A 14,778-nucleotide genomic window follows, 5' to 3' on the forward strand; every position below is an offset into this window, starting at 1 on the left:
AATTTCGCACGTTGCCCATGCTTTTTCCCGAATTCCCGCCGCGCGGAACTCTGCGCGGTGGCCTTGTCCACCGACTGACCGACAATCACTGTCGGAATCTAAAAGTACCCGACAACTGAAATCGGAGGTTTTTTCGTCACCGCCAAGTTCCGGCCGTCGCGCCCAAGAGTCTCAACGCTTTCTGATATTGATGGTGCAACGCACCGGCTTGCCTGCTTTGGCGGCTGCCTTCTCGCACGTGGCAATGGTATCGCGGTTCTCACGTGCCAGGTTTGCGGCTTCAACAATTGCCTGCCAGCCTTCTGGATTCCCCGCGCGCATGAGGCGGATACCGGCATCCCATAGTGACGGCTCGCCTAGCGTGCGACGGGCCACCCGTTCCGGCCAAAGCCAGCTTTGCGGGCCGATGCTGGCCGCCCAGCCGGGATAGATCATCCACAGAAGCGACACGGCAAGTGCAGCGCCACCGCCGCAATAGAACATCTGCCAGCGCTGTCCCTGCTTGGTCCTAATGATGCCGACCACGCGCATCTGATCCGCATGGACTTGATGATGCAATTCCAGCGATTTCTTGATGGTTGCCTTGTCCGTCGCTCGTGCAGCATCCGCCGCCACATCAATCCGCTCCGCCATGCTCTCTGGCGTCAACTGCATGGCGGGTGCTTCCATGATTGTCTTCGTCTGCCCGGCCAGCGTCGCGAGATAGCCGTTCATCTTGGCAAGCGTCGGCCCGTAGTCGGGAAATTCGAGGCTCTGCTTCTCGATGGCAATATGCTCAAGCGCGCGGACCATCACGGCCATGCGCCCTTCCAGCCGTTCCTCCATAGCGGCGACGCGCTCCGAGAGATGGGCGAACGCCTCGGCGGCGGCATTGGGCCGCGGTTCCGGCTCCGGTTCGTTCAAAAGGCTTTGCTCGTCGTCCATTTCATGGTCTCCTTGGGTTTAGCGGCTCATGCCGCGACTGATGTCGCGTCCGTGATCGAACGGGATAGAGGAAGCGAGATCGGTGGAGAGGCTGCGGCCCATCGGCTGGCCGATCTCAAGCCCAAGCTCGCGGCTGCGCAGGCCCAGCACCGATTCAAGCTGGGCGTCGCGCTCAAGGCTTTTCGCCATGCCCGCCATCTGCTGCGCGGCACTTTTTGCGCCCCGGAAATTGCCGTCGCGCACAAGCTCGGCATGATGACGCTGCAACTGCTGCCACCCCTCCACGAACCGATCAGCGCGCTGGAACGGGTCCATGCGGATTTCGGTTTCCAACTGCATCGCCCGCACGGCGGCCTGGCCGCGCCCCTCGGCCGCCTCGCGGACAAGCTCCGGGCTGCTGCGGAACGCGCTGTTCAAGTCTGACGAACCTTCGGGGCGGATCGCGTCCAGAGCATCGCGCGCCCTGTCGAACGCCTCACGCTGGTGCGGCATGGCGTCCAGACCTTGCGCGCGCGTCTGCTGGATCGCATCCAGCGCCTTGGCATAGCGCTCCACCGCGCCGCGCACGCCGCCAGCCCGAAGCGGCTGCGGATCATGTTCGGGCTGGCGCTGACCGGCTCGCTCCTGCGCGGACGGCTCGGCCTTGGGCTGGAAGCCCGCGAAAATGTCGCGCTCGTGCTGTGACGGAATTTGGGGCCGGAAGTTGTCGAATATCCCCCGCACTTTCTCGACAATCGGCCTCACGACTTCCGCGATCCGCTCACCGAAGCTAATGCCGCGCCGCTCGGCATATTCTCTTGCTGGATCGGCTTGTCTGTAATCGGTCGCCATGTCCTTGCCGCGCTCGCGTGAGAGCCTGAGGACAAGCCGGGACTGATCGCGAAAATCGTCGCGACCATAATGAAGCGCCATGCCGTCACGATGGCGGGACATGGCGACGTAAGCCCCGTGGCGATCCATCCCCGGCGTTGCCAGCACATGCGCCCTGTCCACGGTCATGCCCTGCGCCTTGTGGATGGTGGCGGCATAGCCATGGTCGACGTCGCGATAGTCCTTCGTGTCGAACGATACCGAACGCCCGTCATCGGTGCGGACGGACATATGGCCTTCGCTTATCTTCTCGATGGTGCCCAGTGTGCCATTCTTCACCTCCAGGCTGCGCTCATTGCGCAAGAACATGATGCGGTCGCCCGACGCGAACAGGCGGTCGCCGCGCTCGGTCTTCACTTGGCGCTCTTCGCCCAATTCGCCCGCGTTGCGCATTGCCGCGCGCGCAGCCTCGTTGAGGTCGCGCACCTCCGCATTGGTGTGGGTGAGGATGATGCGGCTAGCGGCAGGGTTTGCCTGCCGTTCGCGATCCCAGCGCTCGACCAACTCGCGCCGCGCATCCTCGCGTGTCTCGGCCTGATGCACCATGCCTTTGTCGGCATAAGCGGCAATCGCCTCGCCCGTCCTGCCGGTGGCCAGATGCCGCGTGGCATCCTGCTGCCAACCTTCACGCTGGCGGCGAACCTGGGTGATCTCGACGCCGCCGTGGCGCTCATGGATCGCGCGGAACGCCGCGCCTGCCTCGATCGACTGCAATTGCTGCGGATCGCCGACAAGAACAACCTTCGCGCCAACATCGGCGGCATGGGACAGCACGCGCTCCATCTGGCGCGTGCCGACCATGCCCGCTTCGTCGATCACCACTACGTCGCGGGCACTGAGCAAATCGCGGCCCTGCGTCCAGCTATGCTCCATGCTGGCGATGGTGCGGGACGCGATGCCGGAACCATTCTCCAGCCCCTCGGCTGCGATGCCCGCAAGCGCCGCGCCGCGAACATTCAGGCCCGCGCCTTCCCACACGTCGCGCGCCACGCCCAGCATGGCGCTTTTGCCCGTGCCGGCATAACCCAGCACCAGTGACAAGCCGCGCCCGTCCGTTATATGGCGCAGCGCGGCTTCCTGCTCTGCTCCCAGGGCAAGGCCACCCCTCTCGGCGGCGCGACTGGCGTAGGTCGCCGCCGCCGAGAGACCATCGCTCCGGTCCATCGCCAGCCTGTCCGCCGCACGGCTCATCCGCTGCTCGGTCTCGATCATCTCGAACGAGGTGAACCGATCGTCGCCGCGCCCGTCCTTGCCCAGGGCGATCAGGTCCGGCGAATTACGCACCGCGTGCATGGCGGCGTTGAACTGCTCCTGCCCATCGCTATGCCGGTGAATGAACATCGCCATATCGCGGTTGGTGAACGTCGCCTGCTGGTGGGTGATGGCGTTAAGCGCGATGCCGGGATCGGCGATGATACGTTCACCATTCTCCCGCGCGATCTCGCGGTGCATCTCGGCGCGGTCGGCTTCCAGCCCTTGCGCGTCCATCCGGTGTGCAGGACCGCCGATCTTGCTCTGCGGTTCAAGGTCTATGCCCTGATCGGCAAGGCTGCGGTGATCGATGCGCGCGTCTATGTCGAGTTCGGCCAGCCGCGTGTTGACGTGGGTCTCCCAGCGTTCGCGCCAGCGCTCGACATTTGCATGATCGTTCCATTCGCGCACCTTCGCTCCGAAACCAGCGGTGCCGTCCTCGCGCTGCACAACCTCTCGCATGGTGAGCATGACATGCGCGTGCGGCTTGGGCTGGCCGTCCGCGCCTATATCCCAATGCACATTGAGGTCGGCGATCATGCCGCGATCGACAAACTGCGCGGACACGAAATCGCGGGCCAGTTCGATGCCCTGCGCCTTGGTCATTTCACGCGGAATGGCGAACTCGACCTCGCGGGCAAGTTGCGCGTCCTTGCGCTTCTCGAATGCCTCGACATCGTTCCACAGGCATTCGCGGTCGCGCCATTGTTCGGGCGCACCTTCGGGCAACATAATTTCGCTATGCTCGACGCCGGAGCGGGCGCGGAAATCTTGGGGCCGGTCGAGGCGCTCGTCGTGCAGGCGCTCGCCCGCGCGATAGGCGGCGGCGGAGACGGCGGACCGCCCCGCCGCGCGAGAGATGACCTGAACAGATAAATGGAAGATCGCCATAGCGACATACCATTTACACTACTGAGCGCACGTCGGAACGACGTATAAGCGCGCCCTTCTCGAAAATTTCTCGGACGGGACTAGGCGGTGTCAGACTGTCCCGGCGACTCTACTGCGCGATGATGAGGCTTATCTTATCATAGCGTCATCGTCACTCAATGGAGACTTTACGATGCGCAAACCCCGCGATTTTGATTCGGAGCTCAAAGCCCTGGCCGACAAGGCCAAGGCGCTCAAAGAGCGGCGCGTTCGCCAGCTTGGCGAACTGGTGACAGCGACCGGGGCTGATGCGCTCGACGCCGATATGCTGGCCGGGGCATTGCTCCATGCCGTTACGGTGGAAGACGCTGCGACCAAGGAGGGATGGCGCAAGGCGGGCGCAGGCTTCTTTCTCGGCAAAGGCGGCAAGCCTGCGGGCGGACCTTCTGGCCAGCAGAGCGGCACTCTTCCGCAGGGCGGCGGCGCGGCATCGGCTTGAGGCACAAATGGCGCGAACCGACATGCGGGACTGGGCCGTCGCACGCCGTGAGCGCACGCGGCACCTGATCGAATTGGGCGGCCTCGTCATCAAGGCGGGGCTGGTCGATCTGACCGACGATGATCGCGCGACACTCTACGGCGCGTTCCTCACCGTCGCCGACAGATTGCGCGGTGAGGAACGCGCCAACGCGCTTGCCCTCTGGAAGCGCAAAGGTAAGCGGGCGTTCGAGGCGGAACAGGACGGCGGTTAGCGCGAAACCGACAAGCGCACATTGCCGCCCGGTTCTGCCTGATACTCTACCGTCGCCGCTATTGGTGGGCTGCTCTTGTCGCAATAGCGCACGGTGATGAAGTCTTCTCGGATCGCAGGACACAGGCCGGAGCCATAGAGAATGTCCGCGAGCGCGTCGAAGGTCGTCGCCTTGGCGCGATAGGCTCCGGTCCACCGCACCGTCCAAATATCCTCATTGGCCTTAACCCGGTAGCCCGCCCTTTGCGCAACGTCCATGACCGCGCCAAGCACCGTGTCCGCCCGCACGTCGAAGTCCAGCACGGCAGACAGGTCGGCGGGTTCGGATCTGACGGCTTGCGCCGACTTCATCCGCCATAGCGTTGCCTCGGCACCCGCCATGAAGAAGCACAGGCAGACAATCGCCAAGGGCAGATGGTCAACCCAGTCCATTAACCTGTCGGAGCGCCAGAATCGGCGAACGGGACCGAGCGGATTCCATTGGCCTTGTAGCGGGGCGGCACGTCGCACGATCCGCCCTGTCCGTTGCAGCATGTTGGCGCGACGCACGGGCCGGGAAAGCGCTATCGCTGTCGTCGGCGCTGGCGGTGGTGGAAGCATCGGCGCTGGCAGGCTTTCGGCAAGCAAAGCCTGATGATCCGCGAAGGCGCACGCTACCCGGTCCTGCAATATTTCCACGCGCCTAAAAGCCCATGACAGTTCCTCGCCCGAAATGCGGTATGATCGCCCATAGCGCGCTTCGACATAAGCGCGGCGTATGCAGCCGAACGCGCGCCGCTCGAACCGGCTGTCTCGCGGCCATGCCGAAGACAAGCGCGGGTCCAGCGCTTCCGCCGCCTCGCGCAGTTCATTGAGCGCATGGGTGCGCGGGGCATGTAGGCTGATCGACCGCAACACGCACAGATAGAAATGCTCGCAGGCCTGATGCAGCATCAACGCTGCCAACGGCGCATTGCCCCGGTCCTGATAGAAAGCCGCGCCTGCTAGAAATCCGGTGCCGCGCTCATGCCACCGGATGAACTCCAACGCACCCCGGATAGCCCGTTCCCGCACCGGCAAGTGACACGGCTCTTTCAACCGCAAGCCTTCCATCTGGTATAGGGCGATTCCCTGTTCGGCGATGGTGACGAAATGCGGGACGCCTTCGGCAAGAGCGCCGTTTAGCCGCTCAAGGCTTTCGACCACCAGCCGAACCGGACGGGTAATTTCGCCATGCTCCCATGCGCGGCGAAGGCGGTCACGCACCAGCCGCCAGTCGCGTTCGCTGCGGGCAAGGCGGGGATAGTTGACGATCGCCAGCAGGCGGAACGCTTCCCCCGGCGCGATGTCATCCCAATCCTTCTCGGCATGGGGGCCGTGCAGGATCAGGGTAAGGATGCGGCCCGCCCGGAAATGTTCGGAACATCTTCCTTTCGTCGTTTCCTCGAACGCCTCGAACAGGATCGTGGTGACGTTGAGAAGCTCCTCCGTGATGGGCGCGGGAAGATGATCGGTATCGGTGCGCAGCATCATGACCGCGCCCCCTGTGGGCGGCGCTGGCAAGCCTTCGGGCGCGAGTGGCCGGTCACGTCATGCACGCGATCCACCAAGGCTCGCACGAGGGGCGTGATCGTGGCGGGAATGAAGCCACCCGTGCGGGGTCGGTCTTCCTCCCAATCATGATAATGATAGCCCCATTTCCAATAGGGCGAGAGAACCGCCGCCAGCCGCTCCATGTCAGGGCAGTCATGGGCAAAGCCGCACGCATTGGCGTAGGCCAGCGCCTTGGCGATGTCCTGTTTGATGTGGCGGGCGTTCCACGCATCGGCAAAGCCCATGTCCAGTAGATAGGCGCACAGGGCTTGCTGGGTCACAAAACCGGCCTGATGCAGCGCTTCCTTTGCATGTCGCGGCTCAATGAGGAAATCCGCTTCCAGCGTGGTCATCCACCGTTCCGCATTGTGATAGCGGAAGCGGCTTATGCTCCGGCCATCTTTCGTCCGCTCGATCTTCACCGGTTCGTCTTCGTAGCGTTGGTGAAGGGCCGCCAGTGCGCCGCCCCAGGGCGAGCCAAACGCCGACGCGGCAACGGGCGCGATAGCTAATCCGCGCAGCAGGGCGCGGCGGGATTTGGAGACAACCATACGCACCTCCGTTCCGCATCCATCGCAAGGAAGTGAAATATGACGGGCGGATACGGAACGGTCCCGGCACTCCCACATGATTCGCGATGCCGGTCGCGCAATAGCTTTCCGAGAAAGCCTTTGCGCCGTATACGCCATCGTTTAATCAATAAACGATGGCGTATATTGAAATAAACGATGGCGTCAATGGGTTTGATTTGGAAATTGCCATTGGACCCGATAGCGACAGGTCGATGGGACGCCCGCCACTTGGAATGAAGCCGACGACGATCAGGCTAACTACCGACACGATCCGTCGTATCGAGTCGCTTGTCGGCAACCGAAGGCTAGCCCTGTTCATTCGCGAGGCTGTGGAGAACGAGCTAAAGCGCCGCGAAAATCCGGAAGCGCTCCAGGGTCAGGGCAACCCCTGACGGAAAGCACTTTTGCGGCGGTTGTCATTCGCCTGGCCGATCCGAAAGGGATTGATTGTTGAGCACGGCCAGCGGTGGCGTATCCACTCGGTGGGGATTTTCACAGCATCAGCCCCAGGGTGCGCGGCTAGCGACCGAAATTAATGCTTTTCCGATTGTCGAGTGTGCGCCACATTCCGTCGTTCGACAGCGATCACGCCGCGCCTGGAGGCGGACATTTATTTGACCTATCTGTGACCATTCAGCCGTTCTCGAGGATGGAGGGCACTGCCGGGGGACGATGAAGCCAGACGTTCGATCGGGTCCGCCGTTAGCACTACGAGCCGCACCTTGGCCATGCCACATGAAGGCGATCCGCGCCGGGCTTTGCAGATCGAGATAATTATGCTTTTTCTCGATACAGTCATTTGTTTGGGAAGAAGATTGCCATGAGCGACGCGCCATTGGGAATGGACTTCGATACGATGAACGAGGCCGACGTTCGCGAGATCATCGTCCGCCCCTTGCTGCATCGGCTTGGCTATCGGCATGGGACCGAGGCCAACATCCGCACAGAGGTCAGCCTGCGTTATGGTTATGCTTTTTTGGGCCGGAAGAAGCCTGGAAAGGACGTGGAACTGCGCGGTCGCGCTGACTATATCTGCGAAGTCATTTCTTATGGCCGGTGGATAGTCGAGGTTAAGGCCCCCAACGAGCCGCTCGATCGCGACACCGTGGAGCAGGCGCACAGCTATTCAGTCCATCCTGATATCAACGCCAATTATTTCCTGCTCTCAAACGGGCGCGAATTCGCGCTCTACCAGACCGGCAGTCTCGATCAGCCAGCTCTCGCATGGTCGTTTGCGAAAATGGAGCAGAATATCGTCAACCTGCATAACGTTGTCGGGCCCGAAGCGGTAAGGAAGCGAGCGGCTGTCCTAACGGTCGATCCGGCAAAGCCCCTGGGGAAAGGCGTACCTTCGAGCGTCACCATCATAGGTGGCGAAGTCGTATTCGAGGAGCACGCGACAAACACGCCGCTGGTGCCCAGACACATGATCGAGGGTTTGCGCCTTCCGGTAACCGGTGCGTTTGTCAGGCGGGCCGACGATGGTCGCCTTCACGCCTTCGTAAAGACAGCGAGCGCCTCTCCTATGATGGGGCTGATCGGTGACATGGCAGGAGCGCAGGACGAATATGATTTCTTCTGCGCCGACGAGTATCTGTCGACCGATCCCGAGAAGCCATCAATCTTCCAGAATCTTTATGAGAAGCGTGTAGCGCCTGGCACTCTTGTCAGCGGACCGATGGGGACACAGCCGATGCCCTTTGGTTTCTATCTCAAAGCCTTCACCGAGGCGGTCGGTTTCGTGCAGGACGATTATTTCCGCGGCACCATGCGGCTTGAATATGATCTGATCGTTAAGGGGCTGCGCGGACAGGTTCGAGCCATGATCGAGCAGATGACTGGGCCGATCCCGGAGCGATCGCAATTTTCCGGAATGGGCCGCTACGAGATTCGTTTGGGCTGACAGTCACTGTCCCTGACCATGTCACCGGGGAGCTCAATCTGTTCTTTGCCGTTGGGCGGCAGCGGCAATGCCTGGGAGGGTGTGTGTGCGTTTGGCCTGAATGCGCCAATTGCAGACGTCCATGACAGCAATTTTTGCTTTCACAAGCTGCCATTCGTTCAGGAGCGCTTGGAGCGCGCCCGTCACACGCGTGAGATCGCATCCAACTAGCGTCGTTAGAAACCGGCCTTTGGTGCGACATAAAATTTGGTAAAAATTCCGGCTTTGGTTGCTGGTTGAGCCTGCATCTTGCAGAAGGCGGTTTGCCCACAATGCGCGAGGTCGTGGGGTAGGTGAGTTTCTGGGGGAGTAATCGGATTTGTCGCGGCTAACTGATCTAATAGCACAGGCTAAGGCAAAAGACCCCACGTTGGGATCGGAGTTGGAACGCGAGTTCAAGGTTCTTTCGTCTCGCCGTTCATTCGGCCTCAACTTTGAGCGGCATCGCCCCGAAAGCGTGGAACTTCCCGGCAGGCCCGTCCGCAAGGGCGACAAGGTTCATATTCTGCCTCCTCGTGGAACGACGGCCAAGGGTGATCAGCGCCTTTGGAAGGTGACGGGGTTTGAAGCGTCCCCCAATGGCCGCATGGCCAAGCTGGAATTGCTATATTCGGTAGATGTCGAACGGCAGAGCGTTGTGGTTGCCGACCTGATCGTGGTCGCGGAGTTCAAAGACTATATCTACCCTGGCCTTGTCAGCACGGGCAAGGTTCAGCGTGGCGGCACCAAGCCGTTTCATACCGTGATCAACGGGGAAAACTTCCACGTTCTTGAAGCCCTGACGTTTACGCATCGGAGTAAGATTGACGCGATTTATATCGACCCGCCCTACAATTCGGGCGCAAAGGATTGGAAGTACAATAACAATTACGTTGAGTCCGAGGATGTGTACCGACATTCAAAATGGCTAGCCATGATGGAAAGAAGGCTTTTCATCGCGAAAGAGCTTCTCAATCCCAAAAAGTCCCTGCTTATGGTGACTATTGATGAGAAGGAGTATTTGAGGCTCGGCCTGCTTCTAAAGCAGACGTTTCCCGAGGCAAAAATCCAAATGGTGTCTTCGGTGATTAGCCAAAAAGGCGTTGCGCGCGACATAGGCATGAACCGAGTTGATGAGTACATTTTCTTTGTCTTTTTCGGTGCAGCCAAGCTCCAGCAACTGGACCCGGCGTTTTCCGGCCACGAGCGGGCCGCGACAAGGACGCAGGTATGGTATCCCTTCTTGAGGACTGGCTCAAACAGCACAAGGGACCACTCACCGGGGTGCTTTTATCCTGTGCTCGTTGATCAAAGCGGTGCTGTGAAGGGGTGCGGAGTTTCTTTGCAGAAGGGCGAAAGCCCCTCCCAATATGTTTGCCCAGAAGGGCTCACTCCAATTTGGCCTTACAAATCTGGTGCCCAAGAGGGGGTTTGGCAGGGTAGTACCGCGACGTTCGGGCAACTTCTTTCTGAGGGGATGATCAAACTTGGCCGTCCCGACGCCAATGGCGTGCGACCGGTAATGTACATCAGGACCGGTATGGGAGATCGGATCAAAAGAGGAGAAATTTCGGTCAGCGGACGAGATGAGTTTGGTGCTATTATTGTTTCAGCCTTCGAAGGTTCGCAAGTCCAAGGTTCACGCACACAGTGGAATAACTTATCGCATGATGCCACTCTTTATGGCTCTAATCTCAATAAGTTATTCGTTCCTGGACGTGGCTTTCCCTATCCCAAAAGTTTGTATGCTGTTGAGGACACTCTGAGGTGGTTTCTGATCGCATTTCCTACCGCGACAGTTTTGGACTTTTTTTCAGGCTCAGGAACCACGGCCCACGCCGTAATGCGCCTAAATCGCCAAGATGGCGGTAAACGCCAGTGCATTTCGGTTACTAATAATGAGGTCGGTGCGGATGAACAGGCCAAACTCGGGAAGAGTGCACTACGGCCCGGCGATGCCGAGTGGGAAAAGTGGGGTATCTGCGACTACATCACTAAGCCCCGGATAGCCGCCGCTATCACAGGGAGAACGCCCGAGGGCGAACCGATAAAGGGCGATTATAAATTCAACGATGAATTTCCGATGGCCGATGGCTTTGAAGAAAACGCTGAATTTTTCACACTCACTTATGAAACGCCAGTTGCCGTCAGTCATAACCGCGCCTTTGAGCGAATTGCGCCGTTGCTGTGGATGCGAGCCGGGAGCGAAGGCCGTAGGATCGACAAGTTGCCCGATCAAGGTTGGGAGGTTGCTGATAGCTATGGCCTGCTGATCGATCTTGATAAGTCAGCCGCCTTTGCCGGAACGATTGAAGGCAAGGAGGCAATCCGCGTTGCCTATGTCGTCACCGACGATGACCGCCGCTTTCAATCCGTGGTGCGGCAGCTTCCCGGATCGGTGGAGCCTGTCCGGCTCTATGAGTCCTACCTGACCAACTTCCGCTTTGCGATGGGGCGCTGACCAATGAAATACACCCTCATCGAAGAATATCAGACTCCGGCTGTTGCCGATGTTCTCGACCGCCTGAAAAAGGCACGCAAGCGGTGGCATGAGGACGGTGACAAGAACGCCTTTTCGCTGACTGCCACCACAGGCGCGGGCAAGACGGTGATGGCTGCTGCCGTTATCGAAGCCCTGTTTTTCGGCAGCGATGATTTCGATTTCGTGGCTGATTCCGGCGCGGTGGTTATCTGGTTCAGCGATGACCCCTCTTTGAACGAGCAATCCAAGTGGCGGCTTAGCCAGGCATCGGACAAGCTGACTGTTTCCGACCTTGTGACAGTGGACAACAGCTTTGGCCGGGAGCGGTTCGAGCCGGGCAAGGTCTATTTCCTCAACACGCAGAAGCTGGGCAAGAACAGCCTGCTTGTTCGCGGCCATGATCCCGATGATGCAGCGATTGAAAGGGACGGCATGGGCGAACGGCTTATGCCGGACCTGCGATCCCATACTATTTGGGACACGATCAAGAACACCATCGAAGATCCCGATCTGACGCTCTATCTGGTGCTGGACGAAGCCCACAGGGGCATGAAGGAGGGCAGCGCAAGCGGTAAGCCTACTATCGTCAGGCAGCTTATCAACGGAACGCGGGGCGTGCCGGGTATCCCCGTTGTATGGGGCATCTCCGCGACCGTGCAGCGGTTCAATGATGCCATCGCTGAAATGGTCGGTCATGTCAGACTGCCCAACGTGGTGGTCGATGCCAAGAAGGTGCAGGACTCCGGCCTGATCAAGGACACGATCAATCTGGACGTGCCGGACGAGGTTGGGGATTTTGCAACCGTCCTGTTGAAGCGCGGTACGCGAAGCCTTCGGGATATTTCCGAGGCATGGGCCAATTATGCCAAGGAACAGGGGGAGCCGGATACGGTCAAGCCATTGATGGTCCTACAGGTGCCCAACTCCCCCGATCCCAAGGAAATCAGCACTTGGCTGGACGCGATATACGCGGAATGGCCCGACCTGCCCCATGACTGCATAGCCAACGTGCTTGGCGAACACAGGACAGAGACGTTCGGCAGTCGTTCCGTGCCCTATATCGAGCCGGAGCGGGTTCAAGAGCGTGATGACATTCGCATTCTGATTGCCAAGGACGCGATCAGCACAGGTTGGGATTGCCCACGCGCCGAAGTGATGGTTTCGCTTCGCGCTGCCACAGACCGGACGCATATCACGCAGTTGCTTGGTCGCATGGTGCGTTCCCCGCTTGCTCGACGCATCCCCGGTAATGATCGCCTAAATGCGGTGGACTGCCTGTTGCCTAAGTTCGACAAGAAGTCGGTCACGGCGGTGGTCAATGCGCTCATGTCCGGCGGAGAGACGGGCGAAGATTTGCCGCTGCGCCGTGTTCTCATTCGTCCCATTGAGGTTCTACCTAACCCGGACATTCCCGAGGCGGTATGGGATAAGCTGTTGTCGCTACCGTCGCAGACCTTGCCCAAGCGGCTGGCCCGCCCGGTGAAGCGACTAACCGCACTGGCCCATGAACTTGCCCACGATGGCTTGCTCCCCGATGCTGGCAAGAAAGCCCATGCGGAAATGCACAAGGTTCTTGATCAGGTGCGAACCGACCTTGCCCCCAAGATCGCCTCCATGCGCGCCGCCGTGATGACCGTTGAAGGGCAAACTCTCAAAGCCGACGTTGCCAGCCAAGGCATGACGTTCAACGACTTCGTTGAGGTGGCCGATTATGCGGTGATCGAGGATGCCTACAAGCGGGCAGGCCGGATCATCAGCCCCGATCTCGCCACAACGTATAGCGAGCATCTGGCGGCGAAGGATGAGGATGCAGAGGACGAAGAGGATGCCCTGATCGACGCCCATACCGATGTTGCGGCATTGGGCCTGATCCCGGAAATCAAGGACGTGCTTGAAACTGCTGCCGAGGCGCTATCAAACCAGTGGTTGAACGAATATCGGGACGCGATTGCCGCCCTCACCGACGAACGGCAGGAAGCCTATCGCCAAATCCGGGAACTGAGCGCCAATCCCTTGGATGTATTCCTTGCCCGCCCGAAGGCATGGTTGCAGCCGACGATGGCACGGGAAGCCAATGGCACGGAAACGCCATTGCCCCGGTATGAAAAGCATATGCTTTGCGACGGAGACGGACTATTCCCCGATGAATTGAACGTATGGGAACGGGCGGTGCTTGAAGCCGAAGCAGCCAAGGACGGCAGAGTTGCATGGTATCGCAACCCGGCCCGTGCCAGCCAAGACTCCTTGGGCATCGTTTATGATGACGTGGACGACAAGCGAATTGTCCGGCCTGATTTCGTGTTTTTCAGCCAAAAGGCCGATGGCACCATCGTTGCCGACATTGTTGACCCGCATGGGCATCACCTAGCCGACTCCCTGCCCAAGCTGCATGGCCTCGCCCAATATGCCGAGGCGAACGGGCATCTTTATGGGCGGATTGAGGCTGTTTCCGAGGTGGAAGGGCGATACCGCGTGCTTGACCTTCAAAAGCCGGACGTGCGGGCGGCGGTCTATGCAGCGGGAAGCGCCAAGTCTGCTTATCAGGGGCCCAAGTCGGCGTCATACGATGCTTGAGGGGTAATCCCTGCTGCTGTTCGAGGGACGATTGCATTCGAAGCGATTAAATTGTGCGGGCCAAGCCCAAGCTGGAGATTGATTGATGGGCTGGGATGATGTCCTCAAGGTTGTCGGGGCGCTGGGCGGAATTGGCGTGTTGTCCGCCGGAATATCGGCATGGATAGGCACCATCGTATCATCCCGGGTAATCCAGCGGCAGAAAGCGAAACTTGATGAGCAACTAGAGACGCATAAAGATTTGCTGCTTAGGGAGGCTGACCAAAATCGCTTAATGCTCAAGCGACAGGAACTCATGTTCGAACGCGAGTTTGAGGCGGCGGCGGCTTTTTTGAAAGTGCATGGAAGCGTTGTGCCGGACGCGTGGGCACCGGATTTGGATTGGTCCGATGCACAGGTGCGAATTGCCGAAAACCTTTCTTCGCACGAAAGGCGGTTGAAAAAGCTACTTGATCAGCATTCCGTGGCGCTAAGTAAGGAAGCGCGGAAATTGATAGGATCAGCGAAGGCCGAAGCGAACAGCGGATCATTCGAGGTAGCCCAAGAAACCAAAGAGGGAGACTACCAACCGGGTGATTACCCCAGCCAAACGGTTTGCAAGATTGTCGATGAATTTTATTCCCTTATGGAAAAAGCCGAAACCCAAGTCCGTGAAGACCTCAAGGCAGGATCGTTTCGAACTTGATGATCCCGCATCGTAGATGTCAAACCGAGCGCAACACTGACCTACTAGCGGAGGCGTTGCCGCCGTCGTGACTGGTGGCCAACGGAGAGGTGCCTATGGTCTCACGCAACAGAGACGGCGCTCTAACCGAAGCTGAAACGCCCATTGTAAAGGCGTTGCTGGCGAAAGGCTGGCGTGGGCAAGACATTCAAGCCTTGGTCAACATCGGACGCGAAGCCACCGTTAACAGCGGGCGGATATCCGCATTTACCGTATGCATCCGGTGAGAACCGCGGATCAGGCCGCTTGGCGTTGATCGTCTGTGGC

General features: G+C 59.6%; 12 protein-coding genes. 7 read left to right on the plus strand and 5 right to left on the minus strand.

Annotated elements, in window-relative coordinates; all coding sequences use genetic code 11:
• Window positions 1-171: 171 nt before the first annotated feature.
• Window positions 172-924 carry a DUF6118 family protein gene (locus tag ACODR8_RS09100; RefSeq protein ID WP_489006943.1) on the minus strand — a complete coding sequence of 251 codons (753 nt, stop codon included), beginning with the start codon at window positions 922-924 and terminating at the stop codon, window positions 172-174.
• An 18-nt stretch (window positions 925-942) separates the two neighbouring features.
• Window positions 943-3,936, minus strand: coding sequence for a Ti-type conjugative transfer relaxase TraA (traA, locus tag ACODR8_RS09105; protein ID WP_489006944.1), 2,994 nt, complete (start codon window positions 3,934-3,936; stop codon window positions 943-945).
• Between the two features lie 172 nt (window positions 3,937-4,108).
• On the opposite strand from traA, the gene ACODR8_RS09110 reads away from it, so the two are divergent.
• The gene (locus ACODR8_RS09110) at window positions 4,109-4,414 is read left to right on the plus strand and encodes a conjugal transfer protein TraD (RefSeq protein WP_489006945.1); all 306 of its coding nucleotides are present in this window, start codon (window positions 4,109-4,111) and stop codon (window positions 4,412-4,414) included.
• A 22-nt stretch (window positions 4,415-4,436) separates the two neighbouring features.
• The gene (locus tag ACODR8_RS09115; protein ID WP_037517066.1) at window positions 4,437-4,667 is read left to right on the plus strand and encodes a conjugal transfer protein TraD; all 231 of its coding nucleotides are present in this window, start codon (window positions 4,437-4,439) and stop codon (window positions 4,665-4,667) included.
• On the opposite strand, the gene ACODR8_RS09120 is transcribed toward ACODR8_RS09115, so the two are convergent.
• Together ACODR8_RS09120 and ACODR8_RS09125 are read right to left on the minus strand one after the other, a co-directional pair.
• On the minus strand, window positions 4,664-6,178 hold the full coding sequence (locus ACODR8_RS09120; protein ID WP_489006946.1) for a HEPN domain-containing protein: 1,515 nt from the start codon (window positions 6,176-6,178) through the stop codon (window positions 4,664-4,666). The genes ACODR8_RS09115 and ACODR8_RS09120 overlap by 4 nt on opposite strands.
• On the minus strand, window positions 6,175-6,789 hold the full coding sequence (locus tag ACODR8_RS09125; protein ID WP_489006947.1) for a hypothetical protein: 615 nt from the start codon (window positions 6,787-6,789) through the stop codon (window positions 6,175-6,177). The genes ACODR8_RS09120 and ACODR8_RS09125 overlap by 4 nt, the downstream gene beginning before the upstream one ends.
• A 155-nt stretch (window positions 6,790-6,944) precedes the next feature.
• Between ACODR8_RS09125 and ACODR8_RS09130 the strand changes: the two genes are divergently transcribed.
• The 5 genes from ACODR8_RS09130 (at window position 6,945) to ACODR8_RS09150 (ending at window position 14,472) form a co-directional block, all read left to right on the plus strand.
• Entirely contained in the window at window positions 6,945-7,202 is a 258-nt protein-coding gene (locus ACODR8_RS09130; protein WP_489006948.1) for a hypothetical protein, read from the plus strand.
• A 428-nt stretch (window positions 7,203-7,630) separates the two neighbouring features.
• A complete protein-coding gene (locus ACODR8_RS09135; protein ID WP_489006949.1) occupies window positions 7,631-8,713 on the plus strand; it encodes a type I restriction enzyme HsdR N-terminal domain-containing protein in 1,083 nt (360 codons plus the stop codon).
• 421 nt (window positions 8,714-9,134) lie between these two features.
• Window positions 9,135-11,192 carry a site-specific DNA-methyltransferase gene (locus tag ACODR8_RS09140; RefSeq protein WP_489006950.1) on the plus strand — a complete coding sequence of 686 codons (2,058 nt, stop codon included), beginning with the start codon at window positions 9,135-9,137 and terminating at the stop codon, window positions 11,190-11,192.
• Window positions 11,193-11,195: 3 nt separating this feature from the next.
• Window positions 11,196-13,787, plus strand: coding sequence for a DEAD/DEAH box helicase (locus ACODR8_RS09145; RefSeq protein ID WP_489006951.1), 2,592 nt, complete (start codon window positions 11,196-11,198; stop codon window positions 13,785-13,787).
• Window positions 13,788-13,869: 82 nt separating this feature from the next.
• A complete protein-coding gene (locus ACODR8_RS09150) occupies window positions 13,870-14,472 on the plus strand; it encodes a hypothetical protein (protein ID WP_489006952.1) in 603 nt (200 codons plus the stop codon).
• Window positions 14,473-14,594: 122 nt separating this feature from the next.
• Here ACODR8_RS09150 and ACODR8_RS09155 read toward each other — a convergent pair.
• Window positions 14,595-14,778 (minus strand): hypothetical protein (locus ACODR8_RS09155; protein WP_489006953.1); only part of this gene is annotated, 184 nt, incomplete at its 5' end.

It is taken from the genome of Sphingobium sp. FG58 (assembly GCF_057809055.1).

Coding starts and splice junctions, on each gene's coding strand:
- ACODR8_RS09110 (WP_489006945.1), top strand. CDS start 4,109: ATGCGCAAACCCCGCGATTTTGATTCGGAGCTCAAAGCCCTGGCCGAC.
- ACODR8_RS09145 (WP_489006951.1), top strand. CDS start 11,196: ATGAAATACACCCTCATCGAAGAATATCAGACTCCGGCTGTTGCCGAT.
- ACODR8_RS09125 (WP_489006947.1), bottom strand. CDS start 6,789: ATGGTTGTCTCCAAATCCCGCCGCGCCCTGCTGCGCGGATTAGCTATC.
- ACODR8_RS09115 (WP_037517066.1), top strand. CDS start 4,437: ATGCGGGACTGGGCCGTCGCACGCCGTGAGCGCACGCGGCACCTGATC.
- ACODR8_RS09130 (WP_489006948.1), top strand. CDS start 6,945: ATGGCGTATATTGAAATAAACGATGGCGTCAATGGGTTTGATTTGGAA.
- traA (WP_489006944.1), bottom strand. CDS start 3,936: ATGGCGATCTTCCATTTATCTGTTCAGGTCATCTCTCGCGCGGCGGGG.
- ACODR8_RS09120 (WP_489006946.1), bottom strand. CDS start 6,178: ATGATGCTGCGCACCGATACCGATCATCTTCCCGCGCCCATCACGGAG.
- ACODR8_RS09135 (WP_489006949.1), top strand. CDS start 7,631: ATGAGCGACGCGCCATTGGGAATGGACTTCGATACGATGAACGAGGCC.
- ACODR8_RS09100 (WP_489006943.1), bottom strand. CDS start 924: ATGGACGACGAGCAAAGCCTTTTGAACGAACCGGAGCCGGAACCGCGG.